Consider the following 26,717-nt stretch of genomic DNA (forward strand, 5'->3'; position numbering starts at 1 on the left):
AATGTAGCAAGGCTGTTGTAAGTAGCAAGATTCACTGTCGCATTCACGTCAAACTCTGTTCAATGAACAAAAAATAGCGTTACAATGCAGTGTTTTTGTATGACTACAAACAACTCCTTAATTTATATAAATCAGGAAAGCATAATCCTATGTCACGTCTTGCCACTCGTTTTGAACAGCTTAAATCTCAGCAACGTAAAGCGCTTGTTTCTTATGTTATGGCAGGTGACCCGCATCCACAGGTAACCGTTCCATTGCTTCACCAAATGGTTGAAGCGGGTGTCGATGTCATTGAACTGGGTCTTCCATTCTCTGACCCAATGGCAGATGGCCCTGTGATTGCTTTAGCCGCTGAGCGTGCTTTGGCTGGTGGAACCAATACCTTAGATGCATTGGATATGGTGAAAGCCTTTCGTGAAAAAGATCAAACCACACCAGTGGTATTGATGGGATATTTAAATCCTGTCGAAGTCATTGGTTATGAAAAGTTTGTTGCTTATGCGAAAGACTGCGGTGTTGATGGAGTGCTTTTGGTGGACTTACCGCCAGAAGAGTCTAAGCAATTAGGTGAAGTTCTTCAACAAAATGGAATGGATCAGATCTTCTTGCTTGCACCTACTTCAACCGACCAACGTATCCAACATGTGGTCAATCAGGCGAGCGGCTTTGTTTACTATGTGTCACTCAAAGGTGTGACAGGTGCAGCAACTTTAGATACCTCTGAAGCAGCAGCGCGTATTGCAAAAATTAAGTCTAAGACCAATGTGCCCGTGGGCGTCGGTTTCGGGATTAGTGATGCTGCGTCTGCAAAAGCGATGGGTCAAGTTGCCGATGCCGTGATTGTAGGAAGTGCTTTCGTTAAATCTTTTGCGACATTGCCAGCGGATGAAGCTGCGCAACAGACGGTGAATAAAGTGAAGGAGCTTCGAGCTGCGCTCGATGAGTTAGTATGAGTCAAGAGTTAACATCAGGGAAGGTTCTTAGCCCTTCAACACCTTGGACTGAGCGTCATGTCCCTGGTATTCAGGTTGCAGATCAACAGCAGATATTTAAAGCGACCTTTACTGAGCCTACGATTGAATGTCCTGAGTGCCATGCGCTGGTAACACGTACTGCAATGTCATTTAATGCCTATGTGTGTCCTCAGTGTGATGAGCACTTACGGATGCGTGCACGTGATCGTTTGAACTGGTTCTTTGATCAAGTGAATGGCGAGTTGGGGCAGGAGTTTAGTGCCAAAGACCCATTAAAATTTGTGGATAGCAAACCTTATCCAGATCGTATGCGTGAAGCACAAGACAAAACTGGCGAAACCGAAGCACTTGTTGTTATGCAAGGTTCACTCAAAGGTTTGGACTTGGTTGCGTGTGCATTTGACTTCGACTTTATGGGCGGTTCAATGGGAACCGTGGTCGGAGACCGTTTTGTACAAGCGGCTGAACGTGCAATCGCATTGCATCAACCAATGATCTGTTTTGCTGCTTCTGGCGGTGCACGTATGCAAGAAGGCATGTTGTCTTTGATGCAGATGGCGCGTACTGCGGCTGCAATCCAAAAAATGAAAGAAGCGCGTGTTCCATACTTGGTGGTACTCACTCATCCTGTATACGGTGGTGTGACCGCTTCATTGGCGATGCTCGGCGATGTCCATATTGCTGAACCGAAAGCGATGATTGGCTTTGCAGGTAAACGCGTGATTGAACAAACAGTACGTGAAAAACTGGAAGAACCGTTCCAACGTGCAGAATATTTGCTTGATCATGGTGTGGTCGATCAGATCGTTCATCGTCATGCATTACGTGATACTGTATACAGACTTGTCGCTAAGCTGATGAATTTACCTTGAAACCACTCGCTCCACATTCAACAGACACATTAACAACATGGCTCGATTATTGGGGCCATGTTCATGTTACAGGCATTGATTTAGGTTTAGAACGCGTCTTTCCCGTTGCTGAAAAGCTCGGTGTGATGCAACCTCAAGCGAAGGTGTTTACCGTCGCTGGAACCAATGGTAAAGGTTCAACCACCACAACTTTGGCTGCGATTTTAAATGCGCAAGGTTACAAGGTTGGCCTGTATCAATCACCGCATATTTATCGTTTTAATGAAAGGGTAAAGTTGGCGGGTGTTGAAGTTGATGATCGAAGTCTGGTTGATGCTTTTGTTTTAGTTGATCAAGCACGACGTGAATGTGGTTTAAGTTTATCTTTTTTTGAAGCAACCACCTTGGCTGCTTTTTTGATTTTTAAACAGCAACAATGTGATGTTTGGGTGCTTGAAGTCGGCCTAGGCGGTCGTCTTGATGTGGTCAATGTGATCGATCCTGATATTGCTGTGATTACCAATATTGGTCTAGATCATGTAGATTGGCTCGGCGACACCGTAGAAAAAATCGCATTTGAAAAAGCAGGGATTATTCGTCCGAATATTCCAGTGGTGTTCGCGGGTCAGCAACAACTGCCGCAAGCCATTCAAGATAAAGTGGTTGAAACCCAAGCTCAGCTATATGCTTTGAATCGAGATTATTTTTACCAGCAGAATGATGATGGCCAAACTTGGTCATTTGCGTCTTCTGGCACAACCTTACAGCTTCCTGTTGGACAACTGGCACTCGACAATATTTCTACCGCAGTAGCTGCTGTATTGGTGAGTGGTGTTGAGGTTTCTCAAGCAGCGATTGCTACGGGGATTCAACAAGCACGCTTACAAGGTCGTTTTGAAATACGACAAATCCAAGATAAAACCGTAATTTTTGATGCTGGGCATAATGCGCATGGCGTCGAATTTTTATTGAAGCAGTTGCGAAAATTCTTAAAATACAATAAACAGTACACAGAAGTTGTTGCAGTATTTTCAATGTTGGCCGATAAAGACATTCCATCGGTCACTGATTTACTAAAAACAACAGTAAAAGATTGGTTTATTGCTAATTTAGATGTGCCTAGAGCCGCACCAGTGCAACAGATACATGATGCATTGCAAGGGCAACAGGTATATGAGTTCGGCAGTATCCAGCAAGCGTTTGAAACTGTGCTGAAACAAAGTAATAACAATCAGCTGATTTTAGTCTGTGGTTCGTTTCATACTTTAGAAGCGGTCTGGGAGTATTTAGAAGAATGTCGATGAATAACAAACAACGTTGGATGGGCGGCGTTGTTCTACTCGGTGGTGGTGTTTTATTAGCTGCATTGCTGTTAAAGGGCAATGATGAAATTGAGCAAGATCACACGCAAGCTCCAGTTACTCATCCGATTCCCAAAACTGAGACTAAACCGAAAACGGCACAGCCAGCTCAAGATAGCGAAATGGTATCATTGCAACCATTGGCTGTCGATGTGGAAACAGAAAAGCGGTTACTGGAAGAGCAGCGCCGTTCACGTGAAAAAGCGGTGGCTGAACAAGAAGCGCGTGCGGCTGAATTCTTAAAGATGCAGCAGCAGGCCGAAGCTGCAGCAGCACGTAAAGCTGCAGAAGAATATGCGGCGATTAATGCACGTCGTACTGCAGCTCAAGAAAGCTCGGATAATATTCCGCCAGAATTGGTTGAAGATGAAAAAGCCAAGGCTCAACGACTTGCGGATGAAAAACGTAAAGCGGATGAAAAGAAGCGCGCTGAACAACAGAAAGCAGATCAACAAAAGTCTGATGCTGATAAGAAGTTAGCGGAAGACAAGCGTAAAGCAGAAGCTGACAAAAAAGCAGCAGAAGACAAACGTAAGGCAGAAGCGGATAAGAAAGCTGCTGAAGATAAGCGTAAGGCAGAAGTGGATAAGAAAGCCGCTGAAGATAAACGCAAAGCAGAAGCAGACAAGAAAGCAGCAGAAGATAAACGTAAGGCAGAAGCAGAGAAAAAAGCTGCTGATGAGAAAAAACGTAAAGCTGACGAAGATAGCAAGAAGAAAGCTGAGGCTGAGAAAGCACGCGATCTGATGGAAAATGGTGATAAAAAGTGGATGGTACAAGTGGCATTGGCTGCAAACCAAGCCAATGCAGACGCTGTTGTGTCGAAATTACGTGCTAAAGGCTACAAGGTAACAACCAGCCAGACCTCTAAAGGGATCCGTATTATGGTTGGTCCTGCTAAGGATCGTGATACTGCGGATAACACGCGTAAGAAAATCACAACGGATGAAAGCTTAAATATGAAATCTGCTTGGGTGATTGATTGGGTTCCGCTTGACCAACGATAAACCTTGATCATCCCCTAGATCAAATCAGGAACACATCACAGGCTTTATTTATGCTGTGAGTGTTCCATTAAAATTAAATAGGGGACTCGCGATCATGAATACAGCGATCAAAATATTAGAACGATTTGTTTTTTCGCAAGATTCTGATGTTAGTGCACTGTCTGGTGTTGCCTGTATAGGGGACGATGTTTACCTTGTTGGGGACGATGTTTGTTACTTACTCAAAACCAATCGAAACAACAATATTGATAGTGCAACGGTTTTTGAGAAAGTTGCGTTATCTGGGGCGTCTGAGCAAATATCATTTAGCGTATTGAGCAAAGCAAAAAAGCCTGATTTTGAAGCATTAAGTTGCATCACCTTGGATGGGCGACAGCAACTATTGGTGATGGGATCAGGTTCTACCGAAAATCGGAAACAAGCATTACTTTATAATCCATCTAACAATCAAATCCGCATTTTTCTGGATGCAGTCGATTATCACTTTTTAGAAAACAGTGTTGAATTAACGGGTGGAGCTGAACTGAATATAGAAGCAATCTGTTCAGACCATCATCATCTCTATATCTTTCAACGTGGCAATATTAATCGCCATCACGGTGTTTTAGTCTTTGATTTAGCTGAAATTCAAGCAGGAAAATCCTTGGAAAATGCGCTTATCAACTCGCTTAATCTCAACTTGCCTGAGATTGAGGGTGCTGCAAGTGGGATTTCTGATGCCTATTTCTTTGTGGATAAAAATCTGATTATTGCCACGGCAGCGGTTGAGCAAACATTAAATACCTATGACGATGGTGATGTGCTGGGTAGTTTTATTTTGCTGTTCTCGCCAGATGGTAAGGCGTTATCCAGTCATTTGATTCAAGATGAAGAAGGTAAAACGCTCGCTATTAAAGTTGAAGGGATTACTTGGTTGGAGTCGAGATCCGATGGGGAAGTATTCTTATTGGTCACGGATAGTGATGGCGGAGATTCTGAAATTTTAAAGGTCTGGTTGGCTCATTCAGTTTTTGAAAACCAGAAGGGGAAGTAAAACTTGCTTGGTGATCATGCAATTTTGAGCAGATTGATTCCTAATGACTGGATAAGCCAGTTCCTTTAATAAGCTCTATCTATTAAATAAATAGAGCTTGGTCCAAAATAATTACAATATTTAGCGAGATGGATTAGACAGTTGTTGTTGAATCCATTTTACATTTTCAGGCGTAAATAAATGGTCAATGTTTTTCCAGATCACATGGAAGCCATAACCTCCTTGTTTCATCTCTTTGACCGCATCATCAATTGACCAGTTTTCAAAAACAATCCGATACATGGCAATGGTTGCACCAGTACGGTCAGAACCATGGTAGCAATGCACTAAAATTTTATGATTCTTTTCTTTGGCTGTCTGAATCGCTTGCATGGTCTGTAATAGATCTTGACGATTGATGGCCCATGTATAAATTGGAATATGCACAAGATTAAACGGTTGATCTTTTAAAACTTTGGCATCTTCATTTTTGGCTCTGAGATTGATGACCGTATCAATGTTATATTGTTTTAAGCTTGGAATGAGTTCATTGCTGGGCTGATCACTACGAAATACATCATTGCTAATTTGATAAAAATTATGCTGCTGTGAAATCAGTGTTCCCCAGTTTTTTGGACGTTGTTCATCATTGAGGCTTGAATGCTTCATGCATCCGCCTACACTGAGGGTAGAAATCAGGGTGAGGGCAAGGAGTGTTTTTTTCATATTACTGATAACGATTGAATTCGACGGGATCGTGCGCACAAATTAACTCAATGCTTGGTTCATGTTGAGCGAGATATTGTAACTGCTTGAGGTTTTGCAAACGCAGTTGATTATTTTCAGCCAATAAGCGTTCAGTGAAATCTAAGGCTCTGAGTTTATTTTTTGGATTGAGTTCCAAGTGGGTGTAATAGGCATCGCCACAGAATAGGACCCAGCCATCAGTCTTTTTAATTGCAATCCCACAGTGTCCAGCAGTATGGCCAATCAGTGGAATCATCAGGATTTCCTCTTGAAATAAGGCTAATCCTTTGACTTTTTGTAGATTAAACCAAGATTCACCTTCACTATGTTCCGCAAAGCTCCAATGGCGATGTTGTTTGAATTGCTCCGTTTTATAACGGAGCTTGCCTTTGGCTGTGAGTGATTGAGTGGCATTAAATTCCGCAGCTAAGAGATGTACAGTGGCATTGGGGAAGTCTGAAATTCCACCGGCATGATCAAAATCTAAATGGGTCACAAAAATATGTTTTACATCACTGGGGTTAAAGCCGAGCTGTTGAATTTGTTGGATGGCAGTAAGTTTTAAATTCGGCACAATTGAACCAAACTGTTTAAGTAAAGGGCCCAAACGCTGTTCAGTATGTAAATAGTCTTGAAGCCCTAGACCTGTGTCAATTAAGACTAAGCCACGATCAGTTTCAATCAACAGGCAATGACAAACGAGGTGCGCTTTCCAACCTTTTTGTCCAAATAATGGCGCACAAGTCGGGCAGAAGCTGCCACAATGTAGATGGTGGATATTGTAGATCATGGTGCTTTTTTTATTGTGTAGCGGATCGAATTATTTTTATAACCGATTGATTCAGAAATACCAAAACAATTTTTGCTGGTATATAAAAAAGCCTATCCGGAGGATAGGCTGAGATGCATGTTATTCAGATTTAATATTATTTTCTGACTGCTTGGGTTTATACTCTACTACGCACTCCGTTTGTCTTGCACTGCGATTAAAGCATACGCTTTAATCTTGTTCAGGCTGGGGGGTGAGTCTTAAATAAGGTTTGACCGCCTTATAGCCTTTCGGGAAGTGTTGTTTGATTTCTTCTTCATCTTTCAATGAAGGCACAATCACCACATCTTCACCATGTTGCCAGTTTGCTGGGGTTGCTACTTTATGCTTGTCAGTTAATTGTAGTGAATCTACCACCCGCAATACTTCATTAAAATTACGGCCTGTCGATGCAGGATAGGTAATAATCAAACGAACTTTCTTGTTCGGGTCAATAATCACCAATGAACGTACCGTTAAAGTCTCACTGGCATTTGGATGAATAAAGCCATACAGCTCAGAAACTTTACGGTCTTTGTCTGCGATAATCGGGAAGTTGACCGTGGTGTTCTGCGTTTCGTTGATGTCCTGAATCCAGCCTTGATGTGATTCAACATCATCAACTGAAAGGGCGATGGCTTTCACTCCGCGCTTGTCAAACTCATCTTTTAGCTTTGCGGTATAGCCAAGTTCCGTGGTACAGACTGGGGTGTAGTCGGCAGGATGGGAAAAAAGGATTCCCCAGCTATCCCCTAAAAAGCCATAGAAATCAATATCGCCTTGGCTTGATTGTTGTTGGAAATTTGGGGCGATGTCGCCTAAACGTAATGTCATGATCAGTCCTCTATACATTCTTTATGTTTTCTATCTCTATTCAATATGCAGTATTCTCTTTATAAATAAAAAGATTGTTTTTTCATTTTGTTATGAATTTTTTGGATATGAATAAGTAGTGATGCTAAAAAATGATCAGAAATACACATTCAAATCGATGTAAGTTAAATGCAAATTTGCTACATTAACGCTCTTTGGTTGTGTGATGTCAGAATCGCCTCGCAGATTTTTTTGCCTGTTTGAATGCAAAGCACTTGTAGTTCTTATTTCTGACTCCATAATAACAGCTAAGAAAAAATTAACCGACCTAGGGTTTGTTGAAATTGACAAACCTTATAACAAACAGGATTAGAGAGTTTATTCATGTTGGCAAGTCTGATCGGAGGTATCTTCGGTACAAAAAATGAGCGCGAGCTCAAACGCATGCGTAAAATTGTTGAACAAATTAATGCGCTTGAACCGACGATATCTGCTCTTAACGATGCAGACCTCTCTGCAAAAACTCCAGAATTCAAACAACGTTTTAGTAATGGCGAAAGTTTAGATAAGTTAATGCCAGAAGCGTTTGCGGTGTGTCGTGAAGCAGCAAAACGTGTCATGGGCATGCGCCATTATGACGTGCAGTTGATTGGTGGTATTACCTTGCACGAAGGTAAAATTGCCGAAATGCGTACAGGTGAAGGTAAAACCCTGATGGGTACTTTGGCTTGTTATCTTAATGCATTAAGCGGTCAAGGCGTTCACGTGATTACGGTGAACGACTACTTGGCACAACGTGATGCTGAGTTAAACCGTCCATTATTCGAATTCTTAGGCTTGAGCATTGGTGTGATTTACTCCATGCAAATGCCTGCTGAAAAAGCACAAGCGTATACTGCTGATATTACTTACGGTACCAATAACGAATTCGGTTTCGACTATCTACGTGACAATATGGTGTTTTCTCTACAAGAGAAAAAGCAGCGTGGTTTAAGCTATGCCATCATCGATGAAGTCGACTCAATTCTAATTGATGAAGCACGTACGCCATTAATTATTTCTGGTCAAAGTGAAGATTCATCTCATCTTTATCAACTGATTAACAGTATTCCTCCAACATTACGTCCACAGAAAGAAGAAAAAGTGGCTGATGGTGGGCATTTCTGGGTCGATGAGAAACAACGTTCAGTTGAAATGACTGAAGTCGGCTATGAAACGGTTGAGCAAAAACTGATTGAAATGGGCTTGTTGGCTGAAGGCGAGAGTCTTTATTCAGCAACTAACCTGAATTTAGTTCACCATGTCACTGCAGCGATTCGTGCACACTATCTTTATCAAAAGAATGTGCACTACATCATTGGCGTTAATCCACAGACTCAGAAAGAAGAAGTCATTATTGTGGATGAAAGCACGGGTCGTACCATGCCTGGTCGTCGCTGGTCAGAAGGCTTGCACCAAGCGGTTGAAGCCAAAGAAAGCATGGAAATTCAACCTGAGAACCAAACGCTTGCAACCACAACTTTCCAGAATTATTTCCGTCTATATAAAAAGCTTTCAGGTATGACAGGTACTGCCGATACTGAAGCTGCGGAAATGAAAGAAATTTATGGCCTAGATGTTGTCATTATTCCAACGCACCGTCCAATGGTTCGTAAGGATCATAACGATTTAATTTATTTAAACCGTAATGGTAAATACACCGCGATTATTGAAGAAATTACCAATATTCGTCAGCAGGGTGTTGCACCGATCTTGATTGGTACTGCGACAATTGAAGCAAGTGAAATCTTGTCTTCTAAGTTGCTACAAGCAGGTATTCATCACGAAGTCTTGAACGCAAAACAGCACGAACGTGAAGCGGATATTATTGCGCAAGCGGGTAGTCCAAATGCGGTGACGATTGCGACCAACATGGCGGGTCGTGGTACAGATATTTTGCTGGGTGGTAACTGGAAAGCCAAGCTTGCCAAAATTGAAAATTCAACGCCTGAAGATGAAGCACGCTTACAAGCACAATGGGAAAAAGATCACGAGGATGTTTTAAATTCGGGTGGTTTGCATATCATTGGTTCTGAACGTCACGAATCACGTCGTATTGATAACCAGTTACGTGGCCGTGCAGGTCGTCAAGGTGACCCTGGTGTATCTCGTTTCTATTTATCGCTTGAAGATGACTTGATGCGTATCTTCGCGGGTGATCGTGTGGTTGCCATGATGCGTGCGATGGGCTTACAAGAAAGTGAAGCGATTGAACACAAAATGGTCAGTCGTTCAATCGAAAATGCGCAGCGTAAAGTTGAAGCACGTAACTTTGATATTCGTAAGAACTTATTGAAATACGATGATGTAAACAACGAACAACGTAAGATCATTTATTCGCAACGTGATGAAGTATTGGCTGAAAGCACTTTACAAGATTACATCGAAGAAATGCATCAAGAAGTGGTGAAGGGTTTAATTGCGGACTTTATTCCACCTGAGTCGGTTCATGATCAGTGGGATATCGAAGGCTTGGAAAATGCTTTACATGCAGATTTAGGTATTGACTTGCCTGTACAGCAATGGCTAGACCAAGATCGTCGTTTAGATGAGGACGGTTTGATTGCACGCATTACTGATGAAGTAATTGCACGTTATCGTCAACGCCGTGAACAAATGGGTGATGAATCAGCAGCAATGCTTGAACGTCACTTTATGTTGAATTCACTTGATCGCCATTGGAAAGATCATTTAGCGGCGATGGATTATCTGCGTCAAGGTATTCATTTACGTGGTTATGCGCAGAAGAATCCTGAGCAAGAATACAAGAAAGAAGCCTTTAACTTGTTTGTGAATATGTTGGGTGTGATCAAGTCTGATGTCGTGACGGACCTTTCCCGTGTGCATGTGCCGACAGCAGAAGAGTTAGCTGAACTTGAAGCACAGCAACAACGTCAGGCTGAATCAATGCGTCTGTCTTTCGAACATGATGATGTTGATGGTTTAACGGGTGAAGTCACTGCTTTTGAAGAAACTGAAGTGACAGAAAATGCATTCCCAGTACCAGAAAGTCGTAATGCGCCTTGTCCATGTGGTTCAGGTCTGAAATATAAACAATGTCACGGTAAAATCTAAGTTCATGACTTGATTTAAGCTGAAATAAAAAAAGCAGAGCAGTGGTCTCTGCTTTTTTTTACGAGAATTTACTTGAGTCCAAGCACGCTTTGTAGTTTCATTATTGGACTTACAGATCTTGATTGAGTTCGCATTAAAAGCGGGAAGACAATGAAAAAACCATTACAACTTTTAATTTTGGCAACTGCGGCGGTATCTGGTTTTGCATTTGCAGACGATGCACCACAAACTACAACTGTGGATAAAGTATTGGCAGCAAAAGGTACCAATACAGCTGAAGCGCAAGTCAAGCGTGAAGTAACAACTGTGATTAGTCCACGTACTGGCATTCGCTATACCTTAGGTGATACAGGCAACCGCCCAATCGTATTGCAAACTGCTGCAATCGCACCTGCAAACTCAGCAAATATTAACCGTATTGTGGCATCAAACCCTGCATTATCAGCACAAAGCCAAGAGAAAGCGAAGATTGCTTTAATCGGTGAAACAGCTGTTCAGGCAGCTAATGCGGCTGCGGCACAAACTGCAGGTACTCAGACTGCTAAAGCAAATTAATTTCAATTTGTTTGGAATAAAAAAAGAGATGCAATTGCATCTCTTTTTTTATGGAAGAATTTTATTATAAAAAGCTTGGTAATAAAATTAAGCCAATCAGGATAGCAAAAAGCAGCCACTTTGATACGTAGTAAAGTGGGCGATTACGCTCTTTTAGGCCACGGCCATAGTGATGCACAGCATAGCCGTATTTAAAAATACGGTTAATAAAACCAGTTTTGTCTTGGTCATCATTGGGCGAACTTGCCGCAGACATGACATTACGACCAAACCAGTGATTAAACTTTTGTGCCCAACCCCATTTCATCGGGCGTTCGATGTCACAGAATAAGATAATACGGGTTTCATCGGTTTTGTTTTCAGCCCAATGCACAAAGGTTTCATCAAAGACGGTAGCTTCACCATCTCTCCAGCTATAACGCTCTTGATCGACTTCGATAAAGCAATCATCGCTATTGGGTGTCACTAGACCAAGATGATAACGTACCGATCCTGCATAAGGATCACGGTGTTTACCTAAGTAGCTGCCAGAAGGCAATTCGGTAAACATGGCAGCTTTGACTGATGGAATACTTTCCAGTAACGCTACCGTTTTTGGACAGAGTTGATGTGCAGATGGATGACTATCTTGATACCATTTCAGATAAAATCGTTTCCAGCCTCGTTTAAAGAAGGTATTAAAGCCTGCATCATTGTTTTTTTCAGAAGCTTTAATTTGATTTTGCAGTTGAATGGCTTCTTCACGAATCACTTGCCAGTTATCCTGCAATGGTTTCAGTTCTGGGAACTGTGCCACATCGAAGAAAGCCTGATTCGGCAACTTAGAAAAGCCCGTCATAAACATGTTGATCGGTGCTAAAAATGTCGAATGGTCAAATAATTGTCGAGATGCTTTTAAGCGCTCTTTACCCCGTAAATAGGTATACAAAAAGCTGACTAAAAATACGGCAACGATAATCACTGCGTACATAACACAATCGTCTAAAAAAAATGAAGGCGGTTATTTTAGCACAAAAAATATTTGGAAGAATGCAGCCCTAAGCGCAACTTTATAAGATAAAAACTATGCAATTGAATGGTATTTCAGATGATCTGAGCGTGTATTTTTCACAGATCATCTGAAAAATAATGATTAAATTTGGTTATTTACATCATCATGCTTGGTTTCACGAATCATTAAAAATGCGATCAACGATAAAATGGAAGCCAGACTTAAATATAAACCAACTGCACCTAAGCCATAACTTTCTGCCAACTTGGTTGCGATATACGGTGCAAAGGATGCGCCGAAAATGCCTGCCAAGTTAAAAGTTAAAGCTGAGCCTGTATAGCGAACTGAAGTTGGAAAGATTTCTGACAATACGGTACCAATTGGACCATAGGTTAAGCCCATAATCGAAAGACCGATACATAAGAACAAGAACACCAGAATTGGGCTACCTGAGCCGAGTAGTGGCGCAAAACATAGTCCGAACAAGGCTGAAAGAATACATACTGCAATTGATGTATTTTTACGGCCAAATTTCTCTGCAAAAATTGCAGATAGGGGAATAAAGGCAGCAAAACATAAAGTCGCTACCAGTTGCAATACTAGGAATTCACCACGAGCATAGCCGAGCTTGGTGGTGCCCCAGTTCAAGGCAAATACGGTGGTGAGATAGAACACCACGAAAGTACAGATTGCTGCAATCGTACCGAGGATGAGCATTGGTAAATGCTTGGTCATGACCTCTTTAAACGGTACATTCACTTCTTTTTGCTTGTTTAATACTTTCTGGAAAGCGGGGGTTTCATGCAACTTTAAACGGATGTATAAACCGACCAAAACCAGCACAGCACTTGCAATAAATGGAATACGCCAACCCCATGTCATGAATGCTTGTTCAGACATAAAAGCATTGAGTAATAAAAATGAGCCTGTTGCAAGGATGAAACCGATTGGTGCGCCGAGTTGTGGGAACATACCATACCAAGCACGCTTGCCCTCTGGTGCATTCTCAGTGGCAAGCAGTACCGCACCGCTCCATTCACCACCTAAGCCTAAACCTTGACCCAAACGGCATAAGGCAAGCAATAGAGGCGCAGCAAGGCCAATTTGTGCATAGGTTGGTAGTAGGCCGATACAGACAGTTGAAATACCCATGGTCAGTAAAGCAGCAACCAATGTGGCTTTACGTCCGATTCGGTCACCGAGATGTCCGAAAATTGCAGCACCAATTGGGCGGGCAATAAAAGCAATCGCAAAGGTCGCAAGTGACTTGAGCACCGCAGCGCCATCGCTACTTTCAGGGAAAAATAAGTGTGGAAAAATGAGTACTGCTGCTGTGGCGTAGATATAAAAGTCAAAAAACTCAATTGTCGTACCGACAAGGCTAGCAAATAATACCCGTACTTTTGAATTGCTGGCCACTTCTGGGGTGGCAGTCGTAGTGCTTGACGACATACAAGACCTTCATGTTATTCATTCAAGAAACAGAATAGCGGTTGTCTTGAAAATTCCTTTTGAATGTGCAGTTTTACTTCGAAAACTTAATGCTATATATGGACTTATAATACATAACAGTAGATTGCCAAAAAGTGTAATCCTGCGCCTAATAGCACAAAAACATGCCAAATTGCGTGGGTATATCTTACCTTTTTTAAGGCATAAAACAATGTGCCGATGGTATAAGCCAAACCACCTGCAATCAGTAGTTGCACCGCTTCTTTAGACAGATAACGTTGCATATCATCCATCACCAAAACCGCCAGCCAACCCATGACTAAATAGGCGGCTAGAGAAAGTTTTTGGAAGCGATGAATGAATACCAGTTTGAACAAAGTACCGATCAGAGCAATGGCCCATAAGGCGATTAGTAAGTAATGCGCTTTGGCGGTTGGGATGGCAATACTGAGAAAAGGGGTGTAGGTGCCTGCAATGAGATAGTAAATCGCGGTATGATCCAGTTTTTTATACCAATAGCGTTTGCGTTCATCTTGGGCAAAGTGATACAGCATGGAACTACTGAGTAACAGCACTAGGCTAAAACCATATACCCATAAACTGATCCAATGTCCTAAAGGCAGGCCATAGCCTTTGATGATCAAAAAGATTGAGGCAATTAAAGCCAGTACTGCGCCAGCGCCGTGGCTATAGGCATTAATCAGTTCTTCTTTGGGGTCATAGTCCAGCAATGTGTTTGTGTTCATCAAGCGATCTGGTTGCATAAAAATACAACTGTATCGTAATGCAATTTCCCTTTTAAAGTAAGACGCTTTAAAATTTAGTTTCTATTTGTCAGGTTTTCATTATGTTTGCGCCGAATTTTTCTTTTGAACAAGAACAGCAGTTTTTCTTGGATATCCAGCAATCTATTGAAAATAAAAGCTTTGACCGCCTGATTTTGAGTCAGTACAAAGGCGAAATAGCGCAACTAGAAAAGATGACATTTCGTGTGATTGAACTGCAGGGACAGGCAAACTTGTCTTGCTTATACCATCACACCACACAAGACATCACTAAAAATTATAGTATTGCCGAAGGTTTGGAAAAGATTGCTGAGTTATTGAGTCTGTCTAAGCAAGCCAATCTCTTTAGTACTGAACAAGACGTTCAACTGAAGAAAAATAAAAAGAAAGCCATGTTGAACACTCAGAAGAAACAGGCATCTACCGACAAAGTTGGGCAACAGCAGCACGATCGTGAAAAGCAGCGCTATGTACAACAGCAAAGTCCATTTTTAAAGCATCTCGGTATTACTGATGAAAAAGGACAAATCGTTCCAAGTATGGCGCGCAAGTGGAAGCAAATTAATAAATTTATTGAAATTTTTTCGCATGCCTATGAGCAGATTGACGCTTCACAGCAAGAATTGAATATTGTCGATTTTGGTTCAGGTAAGGGCTATTTAACTTTTGCTTTATATGACTATTTGCAGGCGCAGCAGAAAACACCGTTAATTACGGGGGTTGAACTGCGTTCGAATCTGGTTGAGTTTTGCCAGAATGTGGCTGATCAAACGGGTTTTAGTCATCTGGATTTCTTTGAAGGGGATGTGCGTAGCTATCAGCCAGAAAAGTTAGATGTGATGATTGCATTGCATGCCTGTGATATTGCGACTGACTTTGCCATTCATACTGGTATTCGTCTGAATGCATCGATGATTATGTGCGCACCGTGTTGCCATAAGGAACTCCGTCCACAGCTACAAAGTCCAGAGGTGTTACAGCCGATGTTGCAATTCGGCATTCATGCAGGACAACAGGCTGAAATGTTGACCGATACTTTGCGTGCGTTACTACTTAAAGCCTATGGTTATGAAACCAAAGTTTTTGAGTTTGTGTCTTTGGAACATACTAGTAAGAATAAAATGATTTTGGCGACGAAACGAAAGGATGTTCAACAACCTGATGCAAAAATCATGCAGCAAATCCAAGCGTTGAAAACCATGTATGGGATTGAAAAACAGAGTCTGGAATTATTATTGCAAGATCAGATGCCAGTCGAGAATATTGGCTGTAAGTGTTAATTAAAACAGAGAAAACGATGTACCAAGTCAAACAGGGAAATTGGGATCAATTACAGCAAGATGCGAAATTGATCCGAACATTGGTTTTTATTCGGGAACAAGGTATTGCTGAAGCGGATGAGTGGGATGAGCAAGATGCGATCTCACAACACTTTGTTATCTATGATCAGGATCAGCCGATTGCGACAGGACGATTATTACAAAATAATAGTGTGGGGCGCGTTGCTGTGCTTAAGGCTTATCGGGGGCAAGGTCTTGGTCAAATGATTATGCTGGAGATTATTGCTTTTGCGAAGCAGCAGGGACGTATATTCCTGCATTTGTCTTCACAAGTCCATGCAATGTCATTTTATCAGCAGCTTGGTTTTTTTGTGCAAGGGGATGAATATGATGAGTGTGGCATCCCTCATATTGAAATGCGGATGCCACTTCTACAGTAAATTCACAATGAAGTGAATGAGCTTGAATTGGACTGAGTTTATGGCTGTTGCTGAGTTTGGGCAGCCACTTCAGAACTCGCTGAAGAGCTATTTTGAGTATGTTCCTGTTGTTGTGCTTTACGTTGTGCGCCTGGCATATAATCCGGTTCTTGGGTCATGGCCAAATAGAAAAAGCTTAAAAAGATGGTACTCAGTACGCCAACAATGATGACAAATTTCCATCCCAATACCGTTTCTTCATTTGAATCTTTTTTTGGGGATGGTTGATTATTCATAATAAATTCCAAAAATAACAAAAAACAAAACTAGATTTTGCGCCTTTTGGGGCTGATTTGCCAAGTAGAAATATGGAATTGAGGATAAGAGATGAGCTCATACTTTAGATAGCGAAGCGTATTACCAAGAACCTGCTGTCATGGTTGAATTTAAAAAAAGCTTCGCTATCCAACGTAGAATTGAAATTGATTGGATCAGGATTAAAGCCTATTCCAATCCTCAATTGCCTTTAAACCTGTTTCTATCCCGACATCATAGCTATAACGGATTTTGGCTTTATTCTTTGAAAGTCGACCTGCCATATTTTTTAAATCAGGTGGGCAAACTTCCAGAATTTTCTGACCAGAGGCCGAGCGGGTAAATTCGACGGCATCGTTATAACGTTGAGTTCGCGTTAATAAACTTTGTGCAAAACCACGTTGCTGTTTAAACAGGTATTTGGCAAGGAACTGATCACCTTTACTGCTGGCTTTATAATAATTTTTTGGACGAGTTCTGAGTACCATTAACTTGGAAACATTATGCTGTTGCGCTGCCCAATGCACGGGTAAGGCATCTGCAACACCGCCATCAAAATAAGGCTCACCGAAGACTTCAACCGCTTGCCGAGTTAAGACTGGAATTGAACTGGATGCTCTTAAACCTTCTAAGATATTGTCCTTAGATGCTTTGATATAAGTGGCTTCACCTGAAATGGCATGGGTTAATACCATATAAAATTCAGGATGATTGGCAAATAGATGGGCTTGATTGAGTGGATGCTCTTTTTCTACCACATCCCACATCCATTTTAAGTCCAGTAAGTCACCACCCTTGAAAAAGCGACGATATTGGATAAATTCGGTACGTAGAGAGTGATCTAAATAGATTTGTAAGGTACGGCCTTGCTGAGCAGCGAGGTAATTGGCGACATTGGTTGAACCAGAAGAGACACCAACGCAGAGATCAAAGGGATTAAATTGTTGCTGTAAAAATGCATCTAAGACACCGCTGGTGAATGCACCGCGCATTCCACCGCCTTCAACGACCAGTGCCTGACGATTTTGTTGAAGCATTGAAAATCTCGAATATCATGATAAACCCATGTTTTACACGGATTTATCATATTCGACAATAACACTTTAGTGATTGTGTTGATGTGCTTCGGTCGAGCCTGTTTCTGTTGTCACTGATGAGTGTGACATTTCAGCTGGGGTAGCCGCTTTCTTCTGGTTCATTGGCATATAATCTGGTTCATTATTAATAGCCAAGTAGAAAATCACCATAAACAGTACGCTGAGAATTGTGGTGATAATTAATGCTTTCCAACCCCAAGGCGAAGTTTCTGGGCAGAGTTTTTCAGACATAAGAAATTTCCAAATGATGCAAAAAAATAAAGCAGAATTGAGAAAGTTATAGCATAAATTGTGATGTATTACTCAGATGTTTTGCTGTGATTTTGTCGAACGCATAAAAAAGCCCGTACAGACACGGAGTTCCATACGGGCCTTAATTGGCTTGGCTAAATAGAGATTATTGAATCACAGTATTTTGCTGTGCTTTTTCTTTCAATAACTTTGGTGGCGTAAAACGCTCACCATATTGAGCAGTCAGTTGCTCGGCACGTTGCAATGATTTTTGAATGCCATTTTGATTCAGGAATTGAATGGCACCGCCTGTCCATGGAGCAAAACCAATTCCGAAAATTGAACCGACATTGGCATCAATCACAGATTCTAAAACACCTTCTTCATAGCAGCGTAAAGTATCCAGTGCTTGTACAAATAGGAAACGATCAATCATGTCTTGCTCAGAAATGCTGTTGTCTTTCTGCCAACGACTGAGCCCATCCCATAAATGCTTTTTGCCATTTTCCGGATAGTCATAGAAACCTGCACCCGCAGCCTTACCTTTACGGTTCAGCTCATGAATCATGGTATGTACCACCTCATCCACTGGGGTTTTCGGTAAATCTTTGCCTTCTGCTTGCAGAGCTTTACGGGTTTCTGCTGCAACATGTTCAGTTAAGGTTAGAGAGACTTCATCCTGAATGGCAAGTGGGCCAACCGGCATACCTGCTTTCAGTGCTGCCATTTCAATTTTGGCTGGATGCACACCTTCTGCAAGTAGACGCATCCCTTCTTGAATGAAAGTACCAAATACGCGGCTGGTGAAGAAGCCTCGGCTGTCATTCACGACAATTGGGGTTTTGGCAATTTGCTGAACAAAGTCGTAAGCCTTCGCCAATGTATCAGCAGAGGTCTGTTTACCTTTGATAATTTCAACCAATTGCATTTTATCGACTGGACTAAAGAAATGTAGTCCAATGAACTTTTGAGCATCTTTACTCGCCGTCGCCAAACCAGTGATTGGTAGGGTAGAGGTATTTGATGCAAAGATTCCACCTTCAGCCAAATATTGTTCAGCTTCTTGCGTCACTTTGGCTTTTAGTTCTTGGTTCTCAAATACTGCTTCGATAATCAAATCACAGCCTTGCAGATCTGCTGCATTTGCCGTTGCAGTAATCAGGGCTAAAACTTGGTCACGCTTTTCTGCGGTCATACGACCTTGTGAAACACGTTTGTCGAGAAGCTTTTGTGAGTAGGCTTTACCTTTCTCTGCGTTTTCAACAGAGACATCTTTGAGTACGACAGGGATGCCTTTGATTGCAGTTGAATAGGCAATGCCTGCACCCATCATCCCCGCACCTAACACACCGACTTTAGTGGCTTGCCATTTTGCAACTTCAGCAGGGCGGCTTGCGCCAGACTTGATTGCATTGAGACCATGCCAGAAAGTACCGATCATATTTTTAGAAATCTGACCGACTGTGAGTTGCGTAAAGTAACGTGACTCGATACGCAAAGCGGTATCAACATCAACCTGTGCACCTTCTACTGCTGCCGCCATGATCGCTTCAGGCGCAGGGTAACAGCCTTTGGTTTTATCACGTAGCATTGCAGGAGCAATTGCAAGCACTTGTGCCACCGCAGGCGTTTTCGGATCGCCACCTGGAATCTTGTAGCCTTTGACATCAAATGGCTGTTGAGATTTAGGGTTAGCTTTGACCCAAGCAATGGCTTTGTCTAACAGCTCTTGTTCGTTCTCAGCAGTGTCATGTACTAAACCGAGCGACTTCGCTTTTTCCACGCCAAACTGCTTACCTTCCATCAGGAATGGAAATGCATTTTGTAAGCCAAGTAAACGTACCATACGCACGATACCACCACCACCTGGCAGCAAGCCTAAAGTAACTTCAGGTAAACCAAATTTGGTTTTTGGATCATTGATGGCAATACGGTAATGACAGCCTAAAGCAATTTCCCAACCACCACCGAGCGCTGTACCATTTAAGGCAGCAACAACAGGTACACCTAAAGTTTCAATCGTACGTAAGTCACCCTTGAGTTCTTCAATCATTTTGAAAAATTCAGTGGCATGTTCAGGTTGAACCTGAATCAACTCATCCAAGTCACCGCCTGCAAAGAAGGTTTTCTTGGCTGAACGGAAAATAAAGCCTTTTAGATCCGTTTCCGCTTTGAGCTTTTGGCTGACGTCATTGAGTGAATCACGGAATTCTGCATTCATGGTATTGGCAGATTGACCAGATGAATCAAGGGTAAGAATTACAATATTGTCAGCGTTTTTTTCGTATTTAATAGCGCTCATGTTGTGCTCCTTACACCAACTCAATAATGGTGGCGATCCCCATCCCACCACCAACACACAATGTGGCTAGGCCACGTTTTTTGCCTTGACGTTCTAACTCGTCTAACAAAGTTCCTAAAATCATGGCACCCGTTGCACCCAATGGATGACCCATTGCAATTGCACCGCCGTTCACATTGACTTTCTCGGCAGGAACCTTGAGTTCATTGATAAAACGCATCACCACGGCCGCAAAGGCTTCATTGACTTCAAATAGGTCAATATCATCAATCGTTAAGCCCGCTTTGGCCAAGGCTTTACGCGCAGCCGGTGCAGGACCCGTGAGCATAATGGTTGGGTCAGTCCCCACCAATGCCGTTGCCAACACTTTGGCACGTGGTTTTAAGCCTTGTTCTTTGACGGCTTTTTCAGAAGCCAATAACACCACCGCAGCACCATCAACGATGCCCGATGAGTTACCCGCATGATGCACATGGTTAATTTTTTGCGCTTCAGGATACTTCTGTAGCGCAACCGCATCGAAGCCCATTTGTCCCATCATTTCAAAACTGGCATTCAGTTTTGCCAAGCCTTCAACCGTGGTCGCACCCCGAATAAATTCATCTTTTTCTAAGATCAGTACACCCGAATGATCTTTAACAGGAACGACGGATTTATCGAAATAACCTTTGGCCTGTGCAGCCGCTGCTTTTTGTTGTGAGCCGACTGCAAAGGCATCGACATCTTCTCGGCTATAGCCATCTAAGGTTGCGATCAAGTCCGCGCCAACGCCTTGTGGTACAAAAGAAGATTTTAAGTTGGTTTCAGGATCAAGTGCCCATGGGCCGCCATCAGAGCCCATCGGGATACGTGACATGGATTCCACACCGCCTGCGACGACGATATCTTCCCAACCAGAGCGGACTTTTTGTGCTGCCAAATTGACTGCTTCCAAACCAGATGCACAGAAACGGTTGATTTGCACACCAGCAACATCATCATTCCAGCCTGCTGCAATAGCCGCAGTTTTAGCAATATCACCGCCTTGGTCTGCAATTGGTGTGACACAACCTAAGACAATGTCATCGACTTTTGAGGTGTCAAGTTGATGGCGTTGTTGTAATTCATTCAGTAATGATGTGAGTAAAGTAATCGGTTTGACTTCATGCAGTGAGCCGTCTTTTTTCCCTTTTCCGCGTGGTGTGCGAATGGCATCAATAATGTAGGCCTCGCTCATAGGTTTTCCTTGTATCACCTTAAAATTGTTGTTTATCGAGTGTACTCAATTTAAGTGTCAGTGCAATGATGATAAACATTGGCAAGTTTGATGTTTTTCGCCAATTTGATAGGTTGCGTGAGTAATCAAGCCAAGCGTTAAATTTGGTATTTTTCTGCATGTCTTGTGACATCTTCGATTAGACTAGCATTTGGAAATGATTGATAGAAAAGATGGGCGAAAGCACATGATAAAACGAATGCGTCACTATGCTGCCATGGCATTGATCTTGTCACTTTTTGGATGTGATTCATCTGGACGGAATATTGAAAATAACAAAACAATCGAGGATAAAAACAAGGTGAGCCAAACCTATTCAAATCAAGCTGCTGATGACAAAATGCTATTGGTGTTGTCTGCACCTTCTGTACATGATCCGTATTACAAATCTGCTTTTCAACGAATTGTAGATTTTCAGATTGATTATGCAAAATCAATTTTGGGTAATGACAATGTCGTGATTTTGGTGGATGAGGATACCAAGCCTTATTTCACGGGCAAAGTGCCTGAAGATATTTTACTGGTGGATGATGTCCGTGATATCTGGATGCGCGACTTTACTACGGTTAATCCAATGCAGCCTGTGCAATTTACCTATACTTGGGCCTCGATGACCAAGAAACAAAGTAAAGATGTGCAAAAAAGTTTCAGTCAGTTTGCTGATCGTTATAAAATTCAAAGAGCTAAAACTGATTTGATGATTGATGGTGGTAACCTTGTTGATGATTATGCGGGTCGTGTCATTACCACTACACGTTTTATGGAAGATAATGAGCTTAGCTATAACGAGGCCAAACAAGAGTTAAAGGCTACGTTGGGTGCAACCGAAGTTGCCATCTTAGAACCAGATGAAGAAGTGCTGGCACATTCAGATGGCATGGTCAGTTGGGTGGATAAAAATACTTTGCTTGTGAATGACTATTCAAAAACACCATCATTTAGAACAACCGTAATGAAGGAGTTAAAAGCATCATTTCCAACTGCAAAAATTGTGGAAGTGCCTGTTGAATATAAGACCAATCCCAAAGGGCAATGGGAAGGTTTTGAGTCAGCATGTGGTGTGAATTTAAATGCCACGGTCACACATCACAATATTTATGTGCCAACCTTTAATATGCCGCATGATCAAAAAGCATTAACGATCATCAAGCAGAATACCAGTAAGAAAGTCATTCCTGTAAATGCTGAAAGTGTTTGTCCAATGGGCGGTAGCGTGCGTTGCCTCACTTGGCAGGTGACTGGGGACAATGCTGCGAAACTGATTCAAGCTGCTCGAGATAAGTAATTGATTTGCAACTTGCATCTGCTGATTCACAAGCCGATGCAAGTTGTTTAAACTCACCTGCCTTTTAATTGTGCTAATAACAAATGAAGTTTATTAATATTATTGGTACCACAGGTTCTGGTAAATCGACGTTTGCTCGACAGTTGGCGCAAAAACAACAATTACAATACATCGAACTGGATAATTTACTTTGGCTGGATGATTGGCAAGAGTCGACAAATGAAGCCTTGTTTTTGAAGCTGAAAATCTCCATGAAAAATGCCGCGACAGGGTGGGTCATTGATGGACTTTACACCCGCACTATTCCAATGATGATGGAGAAAGGAGATACCGTCATCTGGTTAGATTATCCCTTTCACATCAATTTATATCGTTTGACCAAGCGTACATTCGGGCGTGTGATCAGTCGGAAAAAGTTATGGGAAGATTCAAATAATCGGGAAAGTTTAAAATTGATGCTGTCCAAAGAATCTATTTTTATCTGGTTAATTAAATCCTATCCAAAAAACCGAAAAAAATACTTAGCTTTGATGCAGAATCCTGACTATCAGCATATTCGGTTTATTCATTTAACCTCTCCAAAACAAGCAGCAAAATTTTTAGAACAGATTAAGGCCGTGCAATGACGTCTATTCGAGCAAAAGCGTTATGCCTATTTCGTCATAATGAAAAGGTGTTACTTGCAAAAGCGTATGATCCCAATAAGGATGAACATTTTTTCAGACCGATCGGTGGTGGTATCGAGTTTGGGGAAACATCTATTCAGGCAATTGAAAGAGAGGTCTTGGAAAAAATTCAGTAGCAGCTGACACAACCTAAACTTGTCTGCGTCATGGAAAATCTATTTAGCTTTGATGGGCAGCAAGGTCATGAAATTGTGTTTGTATATGATGCTGAATTTATAGACCCACATATCTATAAGCAACACCACATACAGGGTTGCGAAACCAATGGACATAGCTATATCGCACAGTGGCTAAGTCGAGAACAAATCGCACTGACTCAATATCCTGTTTATCCAAAAGGCATTGAGCAATGGCTATTCAATGCGTAGATCATCTCAAGCTTGGGTTTGTGGACTCATTCGACAAATCTAAATGAAAGAATTGGTTATAGGGTGATTCGGTATATTCTGCGAAAGCTGTACCTTCAACAAAACCAAACTTCTTATAAAGTTTGATTGCTGCATCAAAGTGACTATCTTTTCCTGTTTCTAAACTGACTTTTTGATAGTGACGTTGCTGGGCAAGTTTTAGCAAATATTCCATTAGTTGTGCTGCGACCCCTTGACGCAAATAGGCAGGATGAGTCCGCATAGATTTGATTTCTGCGTGGTCGGGTGTCAGTTCTTGGATTGCGCCACAGCCCAGTAATTGATCATCATTCCACAAGGTATAAAAACTAATTGAATCTTTTTGCAGGCTACTCAGGTCTAATGCAAAACTATGTTCAAGTGGGGTGTTTTGATGCAGACCATGCAAATGGATATGAATCAAATTTTGAACTTGTGGATGAGAAAAGTCAGCTTTTTTAATGATCATTGTTATTCAAGCAAATTGTAGAGGTATACTTGATTATTAGCATATTTAAAAAGCAATGTTCAACTTTATACAGTTGAACATTGCTTTGTTGTTATTAGTTATGATGACCGTGCAACTGACGATATAAACCCGGTGTTACCCCCGTCCATTTCTTAAAGGCACGGTGGAAAGTACTGGTTTCACTAAAGCCGACTTGTTGAGCTACATCTTCAAGGGTGAGATTAGGAGTCAACAATAAATGAATCGCAGCATCACGACGCAAGGCATCCTTAACCCCTTGATAGCTTTTGCCTTCCGCAGCCAAACGACGACGTAAGGTTTGCGGTGATAAATACAACATTGCCGCGACATCGTTGAGCGTTGGCATTTCTTCGCCAATCTGGCTCTTTAATACATCACGAATACGCGAAGTCAACGAGTTGGTATTTTTGAATTTCACTAACAGTTGGGCAGGCGCTGCTTTCAAGAATTCTTCTAAAGTCTTTTCATCTTGGCGGATTGGGAGATCCAGATAATCTGCTGCAAAGGTAATTTCGGTACGTGGTGCATCGAATTGCATCACTGGAGCAAAGAACAATGCATCATATTCATCAGCATGATTCGGACGTTCATAACCAAAATGCACACGCTCTAAAGGTAGGCGACGTTCAATCAACCATGATGCTAGACCATGCCAGATCATCAGCATGCTTTCAGTAATGAAATGATCAGGATCTAAAGCTTTAGGAATATGCGGGACTAAACGTGCTTCATGCTTGTCACGTTCCAAGCTAACGGACCATTCATCTCCAAACAGTTTGTAGAATTGAGAGGAGAGTTCCAGTGCTTGTCCAAGAGTTTTGGAATGGATGATTAATTGACACATGATTGCGAATGTACCCAAGCGACGTGGCTGTACATCGAAACCCACGTGTTCATCTTGGGTGACCATCCATAACATTTTTACAAAACGGGTGTACTGTTCAGGAGAGATTCGAGCCTTTGGTTGGCGAAGCAGTTCAGCCTCTATGCCGACATGTGAAAGTAACGTTTCAACGTCCATGCCTAGGCGTTTAACACCTGTTAAAGCCGCATTCACGAAGTGGATGCTGATCGTATCACGGCTCATATTGAATCCTTCAGTTTCTTTACTATTCACGATAATTGACCTAAATAACCGTCTAAAATATCAAATTGGGCAATTGACAAGAAAAATAATTGCGCTCTGTATACATGTTAAATTGCCGAAACTATCAAGGTAAATGGCTGAACATGACATTGTTTTTGTGTTTATCCATACCTAGTATAAAAGAAAATTTGAACAAATTGAGTAAAAATTATTATGCCATCTGCACTAAAGGGATTGAAAGTCCTCGATTTTTCGACTTTATTACCAGGGCCATTTGCCAGTATGTACCTTGCCGACATGGGTGCAGAAGTTATCCATGTGGAATCACCGACTCGTCCAGACCTTGTACGGATTATGCCACCCTATGCCAATGGTCAGGCCACTGCGCACAGTTATCTGAATCGGAATAAACAGTCGATTGCACTTGACCTCAAAGATGCAGCCAATATTGAACTGATCAAAAATAAAATATCTGAGTTCGATATCGTGCTTGAACAGTTCCGTCCAGATGTGATGCGCCGTTTGGGCTTGGACTATGAGACTTTAGCGGAGATTAATCCACGACTTATCTATTGTTCGATTACAGGTTATGGTCAAACAGGAGCTTATAAAGATCGGGCAGGACACGACATTAACTATTTAGCGTTGGCAGGCGTGTCTGGGCATAGTGGTCGTCAAGATGGTGGACCGCCACCCTTGGGAATCCAAATTGCAGATGTGGCAGGTGGTTCCTTGCACGCAGTGATTGGTATTCTTGCTGCTGTGGTCGAGCGTCAACGCAGTGGTCTGGGTCAATATCTTGATATTTCGATGACCGATTGTGTGGCGAGTCTGAATAGTATGGCTGCTTCTGCAAGTCTGGCAGGGAAAACGACACAAGCACCCGAGGCGGGAATGCTGAATGGTGCAAGCTTCTATGATTATTATCAAACCAAAGATGGTCGCTATTTTTCAGTGGGAAGTTTAGAGCCACAATTTATGACAGGCTTGGCTGCAGCGTTAGAATTACCTGTATTGCTTGCAAAAGGAACATCGTTTGACCCAGAAGATCGTCAAGCGGTAAAGCAAGCCTTGCAGGAAAAGTTTAAAACACAAAACTTTGCCGAATGGCAACAGCTGTTCCAAAGCTTGGATATTTGTGTAGAACCAGTTCTCAGTCTGGATGAAGCCTTAGTCTCGCCAATCGCTCAACAAAGAGGGTGGGTGGTTGATGTGCCAGTATCGGAACATGCATCACAAACTGAGCCACAGTTGGCCTGTCCGATCAAGTTTTCCCGTTCGCAAATGAAGTATGCCTTTATCGGTCAGGGTTTGGGTGAGGGAAAATGGTAGAAAATATGTGCGACTAATCACTGATTGTTAAAATATTGTACAGATTGTTAACATTTTGAATAAGTTGTAATTTAAAAATGAG

25 protein-coding genes and 1 pseudogene are annotated in these 26,717 nt (G+C 42.0%); 13 read left to right on the forward strand and 13 right to left on the reverse strand.

Annotation, left to right across the window (positions count from 1 at the left end; all coding sequences use genetic code 11):
* The first annotated feature begins 149 nt into the window (after positions 1-149).
* The 5 genes from trpA (at position 150) to F885_RS02055 (ending at position 5,226) form a co-directional block, all read left to right on the forward strand.
* A complete protein-coding gene (gene trpA, locus F885_RS02075; RefSeq protein ID WP_005192993.1) occupies positions 150-953 on the forward strand; it encodes a tryptophan synthase subunit alpha in 804 nt (267 codons plus the stop codon).
* Positions 950-1,846 carry an acetyl-CoA carboxylase, carboxyltransferase subunit beta gene (gene accD / locus F885_RS02070; protein ID WP_005322453.1) on the forward strand — a complete coding sequence of 299 codons (897 nt, stop codon included), beginning with the start codon at positions 950-952 and terminating at the stop codon, positions 1,844-1,846. The genes trpA and accD overlap by 4 nt, the downstream gene beginning before the upstream one ends.
* On the forward strand, positions 1,843-3,129 hold the full coding sequence (folC, locus tag F885_RS02065) for a bifunctional tetrahydrofolate synthase/dihydrofolate synthase (RefSeq protein WP_005322456.1): 1,287 nt from the start codon (positions 1,843-1,845) through the stop codon (positions 3,127-3,129). The genes accD and folC overlap by 4 nt, the downstream gene beginning before the upstream one ends.
* Positions 3,120-4,193, forward strand: a complete 1,074-nt coding sequence (locus F885_RS02060) for an SPOR domain-containing protein (RefSeq protein ID WP_004802818.1) — start codon at positions 3,120-3,122, stop codon at positions 4,191-4,193. Before folC ends, F885_RS02060 begins: the two co-directional genes overlap by 10 nt.
* A gap of 94 nt (positions 4,194-4,287) precedes the next feature.
* Complete coding sequence (locus tag F885_RS02055) at positions 4,288-5,226, forward strand: DUF6929 family protein (protein WP_005322459.1); 939 nt, start codon at positions 4,288-4,290, stop codon at positions 5,224-5,226.
* A 120-nt stretch (positions 5,227-5,346) separates the two neighbouring features.
* Here F885_RS02055 and F885_RS02050 read toward each other — a convergent pair whose 3' ends face one another.
* The 3 genes from F885_RS02050 to F885_RS02040 form a co-directional block, all read right to left on the reverse strand.
* Positions 5,347-5,931, reverse strand: coding sequence for a dual specificity protein phosphatase family protein (locus F885_RS02050; RefSeq protein ID WP_032859819.1), 585 nt, complete (start codon positions 5,929-5,931; stop codon positions 5,347-5,349).
* A gap of 1 nt (position 5,932) precedes the next feature.
* Complete coding sequence (locus F885_RS02045) at positions 5,933-6,742, reverse strand: MBL fold metallo-hydrolase (RefSeq protein WP_005322462.1); 810 nt, start codon at positions 6,740-6,742, stop codon at positions 5,933-5,935.
* 210 nt (positions 6,743-6,952) lie between these two features.
* Positions 6,953-7,594, reverse strand: a complete 642-nt coding sequence (locus F885_RS02040; protein ID WP_005322464.1) for a peroxiredoxin — start codon at positions 7,592-7,594, stop codon at positions 6,953-6,955.
* 363 nt (positions 7,595-7,957) lie between these two features.
* Between F885_RS02040 and secA the strand changes: the two genes are divergently transcribed.
* Both secA and F885_RS02030 read left to right on the forward strand, forming a co-directional pair.
* Entirely contained in the window at positions 7,958-10,687 is a 2,730-nt protein-coding gene (gene secA, locus F885_RS02035; RefSeq protein WP_005322466.1) for a preprotein translocase subunit SecA, read from the forward strand.
* 150 nt (positions 10,688-10,837) lie between these two features.
* Positions 10,838-11,242, forward strand: a complete 405-nt coding sequence (locus tag F885_RS02030) for a thioredoxin domain-containing protein (RefSeq protein WP_004802827.1) — start codon at positions 10,838-10,840, stop codon at positions 11,240-11,242.
* A 64-nt stretch (positions 11,243-11,306) separates the two neighbouring features.
* On the opposite strand, the gene lpxO is transcribed toward F885_RS02030, so the two are convergent.
* The 3 genes from lpxO to trhA form a co-directional block, all read right to left on the reverse strand.
* On the reverse strand, positions 11,307-12,212 hold the full coding sequence (lpxO, locus tag F885_RS02025) for a lipid A hydroxylase LpxO (RefSeq protein WP_005206139.1): 906 nt from the start codon (positions 12,210-12,212) through the stop codon (positions 11,307-11,309).
* A gap of 162 nt (positions 12,213-12,374) precedes the next feature.
* Positions 12,375-13,685, reverse strand: coding sequence for an MFS transporter (locus F885_RS02020; protein ID WP_005206138.1), 1,311 nt, complete (start codon positions 13,683-13,685; stop codon positions 12,375-12,377).
* A gap of 104 nt (positions 13,686-13,789) precedes the next feature.
* Entirely contained in the window at positions 13,790-14,431 is a 642-nt protein-coding gene (gene trhA / locus F885_RS02015; protein ID WP_032859861.1) for a PAQR family membrane homeostasis protein TrhA, read from the reverse strand.
* A gap of 101 nt (positions 14,432-14,532) precedes the next feature.
* Between trhA and F885_RS02010 the strand changes: the two genes are divergently transcribed.
* Entirely contained in the window at positions 14,533-15,750 is a 1,218-nt protein-coding gene (locus F885_RS02010) for a class I SAM-dependent methyltransferase (protein WP_005322470.1), read from the forward strand.
* A gap of 17 nt (positions 15,751-15,767) precedes the next feature.
* On the forward strand, positions 15,768-16,190 hold the full coding sequence (locus F885_RS02005) for a GNAT family N-acetyltransferase (RefSeq protein ID WP_005322472.1): 423 nt from the start codon (positions 15,768-15,770) through the stop codon (positions 16,188-16,190).
* A 38-nt stretch (positions 16,191-16,228) separates the two neighbouring features.
* On the opposite strand, the gene F885_RS02000 is transcribed toward F885_RS02005, so the two are convergent.
* The 5 genes from F885_RS02000 to F885_RS01980 form a co-directional block, all read right to left on the reverse strand.
* On the reverse strand, positions 16,229-16,465 hold the full coding sequence (locus F885_RS02000) for a hypothetical protein (RefSeq protein ID WP_005322474.1): 237 nt from the start codon (positions 16,463-16,465) through the stop codon (positions 16,229-16,231).
* Positions 16,466-16,666: 201 nt separating this feature from the next.
* Entirely contained in the window at positions 16,667-17,521 is an 855-nt protein-coding gene (locus tag F885_RS01995; protein ID WP_005322476.1) for a patatin-like phospholipase family protein, read from the reverse strand.
* A 66-nt stretch (positions 17,522-17,587) separates the two neighbouring features.
* Positions 17,588-17,812, reverse strand: a complete 225-nt coding sequence (locus tag F885_RS01990; RefSeq protein WP_005322478.1) for a hypothetical protein — start codon at positions 17,810-17,812, stop codon at positions 17,588-17,590.
* Positions 17,813-17,978: 166 nt separating this feature from the next.
* Positions 17,979-20,114 carry a 3-hydroxyacyl-CoA dehydrogenase NAD-binding domain-containing protein gene (locus tag F885_RS01985; RefSeq protein ID WP_005322479.1) on the reverse strand — a complete coding sequence of 712 codons (2,136 nt, stop codon included), beginning with the start codon at positions 20,112-20,114 and terminating at the stop codon, positions 17,979-17,981.
* 10 nt (positions 20,115-20,124) lie between these two features.
* Positions 20,125-21,330, reverse strand: coding sequence for an acetyl-CoA C-acetyltransferase (locus tag F885_RS01980; protein ID WP_005322481.1), 1,206 nt, complete (start codon positions 21,328-21,330; stop codon positions 20,125-20,127).
* Between the two features lie 226 nt (positions 21,331-21,556).
* Between F885_RS01980 and F885_RS01975 the strand changes: the two genes are divergently transcribed.
* The 3 genes and pseudogenes from F885_RS01975 to F885_RS20920 all read left to right on the forward strand — a co-directional run bounded on the left by F885_RS01975 (position 21,557) and on the right by F885_RS20920 (position 23,708).
* A complete protein-coding gene (locus F885_RS01975; protein WP_032859863.1) occupies positions 21,557-22,654 on the forward strand; it encodes an agmatine deiminase family protein in 1,098 nt (365 codons plus the stop codon).
* Between the two features lie 83 nt (positions 22,655-22,737).
* Entirely contained in the window at positions 22,738-23,280 is a 543-nt protein-coding gene (locus tag F885_RS01970) for an AAA family ATPase (RefSeq protein ID WP_005322485.1), read from the forward strand.
* Positions 23,277-23,708: pseudogene (locus tag F885_RS20920) on the forward strand (NUDIX hydrolase). Before F885_RS01970 ends, F885_RS20920 begins: the two are co-directional and overlap by 4 nt.
* A 1-nt stretch (position 23,709) precedes the next feature.
* Here the strand turns inward: F885_RS20920 and F885_RS01965 are convergent.
* Together F885_RS01965 and F885_RS01960 are read right to left on the reverse strand one after the other, a co-directional pair.
* Positions 23,710-24,195: a GNAT family N-acetyltransferase gene (locus tag F885_RS01965; protein WP_005322500.1), complete on the reverse strand. Its 486-nt coding sequence runs from the start codon at positions 24,193-24,195 to the stop codon at positions 23,710-23,712.
* 94 nt (positions 24,196-24,289) lie between these two features.
* The gene (locus F885_RS01960) at positions 24,290-25,303 is read right to left on the reverse strand and encodes an AraC family transcriptional regulator (protein ID WP_004652394.1); all 1,014 of its coding nucleotides are present in this window, start codon (positions 25,301-25,303) and stop codon (positions 24,290-24,292) included.
* A gap of 213 nt (positions 25,304-25,516) precedes the next feature.
* On the opposite strand from F885_RS01960, the gene F885_RS01955 reads away from it, so the two are divergent.
* A complete protein-coding gene (locus F885_RS01955; protein ID WP_005322501.1) occupies positions 25,517-26,635 on the forward strand; it encodes a CaiB/BaiF CoA transferase family protein in 1,119 nt (372 codons plus the stop codon).
* The last annotated feature ends 82 nt before the right edge of the window (positions 26,636-26,717 follow it).

It is taken from the genome of Acinetobacter higginsii (assembly GCF_000369845.1).
In the GTDB taxonomy this organism is placed as follows: Bacteria; Pseudomonadota; Gammaproteobacteria; order Pseudomonadales; family Moraxellaceae; genus Acinetobacter; species Acinetobacter higginsii.

Coding starts and splice junctions, on each gene's coding strand:
- trpA (WP_005192993.1), top strand. CDS start 150: ATGTCACGTCTTGCCACTCGTTTTGAACAGCTTAAATCTCAGCAACGT.
- accD (WP_005322453.1), top strand. CDS start 950: ATGAGTCAAGAGTTAACATCAGGGAAGGTTCTTAGCCCTTCAACACCT.
- F885_RS02060 (WP_004802818.1), top strand. CDS start 3,120: ATGTCGATGAATAACAAACAACGTTGGATGGGCGGCGTTGTTCTACTC.
- F885_RS02055 (WP_005322459.1), top strand. CDS start 4,288: ATGAATACAGCGATCAAAATATTAGAACGATTTGTTTTTTCGCAAGAT.
- F885_RS02050 (WP_032859819.1), bottom strand. CDS start 5,931: ATGAAAAAAACACTCCTTGCCCTCACCCTGATTTCTACCCTCAGTGTA.
- F885_RS02045 (WP_005322462.1), bottom strand. CDS start 6,742: ATGATCTACAATATCCACCATCTACATTGTGGCAGCTTCTGCCCGACT.
- F885_RS02040 (WP_005322464.1), bottom strand. CDS start 7,594: ATGACATTACGTTTAGGCGACATCGCCCCAAATTTCCAACAACAATCA.
- secA (WP_005322466.1), top strand. CDS start 7,958: ATGTTGGCAAGTCTGATCGGAGGTATCTTCGGTACAAAAAATGAGCGC.
- F885_RS02030 (WP_004802827.1), top strand. CDS start 10,838: ATGAAAAAACCATTACAACTTTTAATTTTGGCAACTGCGGCGGTATCT.
- lpxO (WP_005206139.1), bottom strand. CDS start 12,212: ATGTACGCAGTGATTATCGTTGCCGTATTTTTAGTCAGCTTTTTGTAT.
- F885_RS02020 (WP_005206138.1), bottom strand. CDS start 13,685: ATGTCGTCAAGCACTACGACTGCCACCCCAGAAGTGGCCAGCAATTCA.
- trhA (WP_032859861.1), bottom strand. CDS start 14,431: ATGAACACAAACACATTGCTGGACTATGACCCCAAAGAAGAACTGATT.
- F885_RS02010 (WP_005322470.1), top strand. CDS start 14,533: ATGTTTGCGCCGAATTTTTCTTTTGAACAAGAACAGCAGTTTTTCTTG.
- F885_RS02005 (WP_005322472.1), top strand. CDS start 15,768: ATGTACCAAGTCAAACAGGGAAATTGGGATCAATTACAGCAAGATGCG.
- F885_RS02000 (WP_005322474.1), bottom strand. CDS start 16,465: ATGAATAATCAACCATCCCCAAAAAAAGATTCAAATGAAGAAACGGTA.
- F885_RS01995 (WP_005322476.1), bottom strand. CDS start 17,521: ATGCTTCAACAAAATCGTCAGGCACTGGTCGTTGAAGGCGGTGGAATG.
- F885_RS01990 (WP_005322478.1), bottom strand. CDS start 17,812: ATGTCTGAAAAACTCTGCCCAGAAACTTCGCCTTGGGGTTGGAAAGCA.
- F885_RS01985 (WP_005322479.1), bottom strand. CDS start 20,114: ATGAGCGCTATTAAATACGAAAAAAACGCTGACAATATTGTAATTCTT.
- F885_RS01980 (WP_005322481.1), bottom strand. CDS start 21,330: ATGAGCGAGGCCTACATTATTGATGCCATTCGCACACCACGCGGAAAA.
- F885_RS01975 (WP_032859863.1), top strand. CDS start 21,557: ATGATAAAACGAATGCGTCACTATGCTGCCATGGCATTGATCTTGTCA.
- F885_RS01970 (WP_005322485.1), top strand. CDS start 22,738: ATGAAGTTTATTAATATTATTGGTACCACAGGTTCTGGTAAATCGACG.
- F885_RS01965 (WP_005322500.1), bottom strand. CDS start 24,195: ATGATCATTAAAAAAGCTGACTTTTCTCATCCACAAGTTCAAAATTTG.
- F885_RS01960 (WP_004652394.1), bottom strand. CDS start 25,303: ATGAGCCGTGATACGATCAGCATCCACTTCGTGAATGCGGCTTTAACA.
- F885_RS01955 (WP_005322501.1), top strand. CDS start 25,517: ATGCCATCTGCACTAAAGGGATTGAAAGTCCTCGATTTTTCGACTTTA.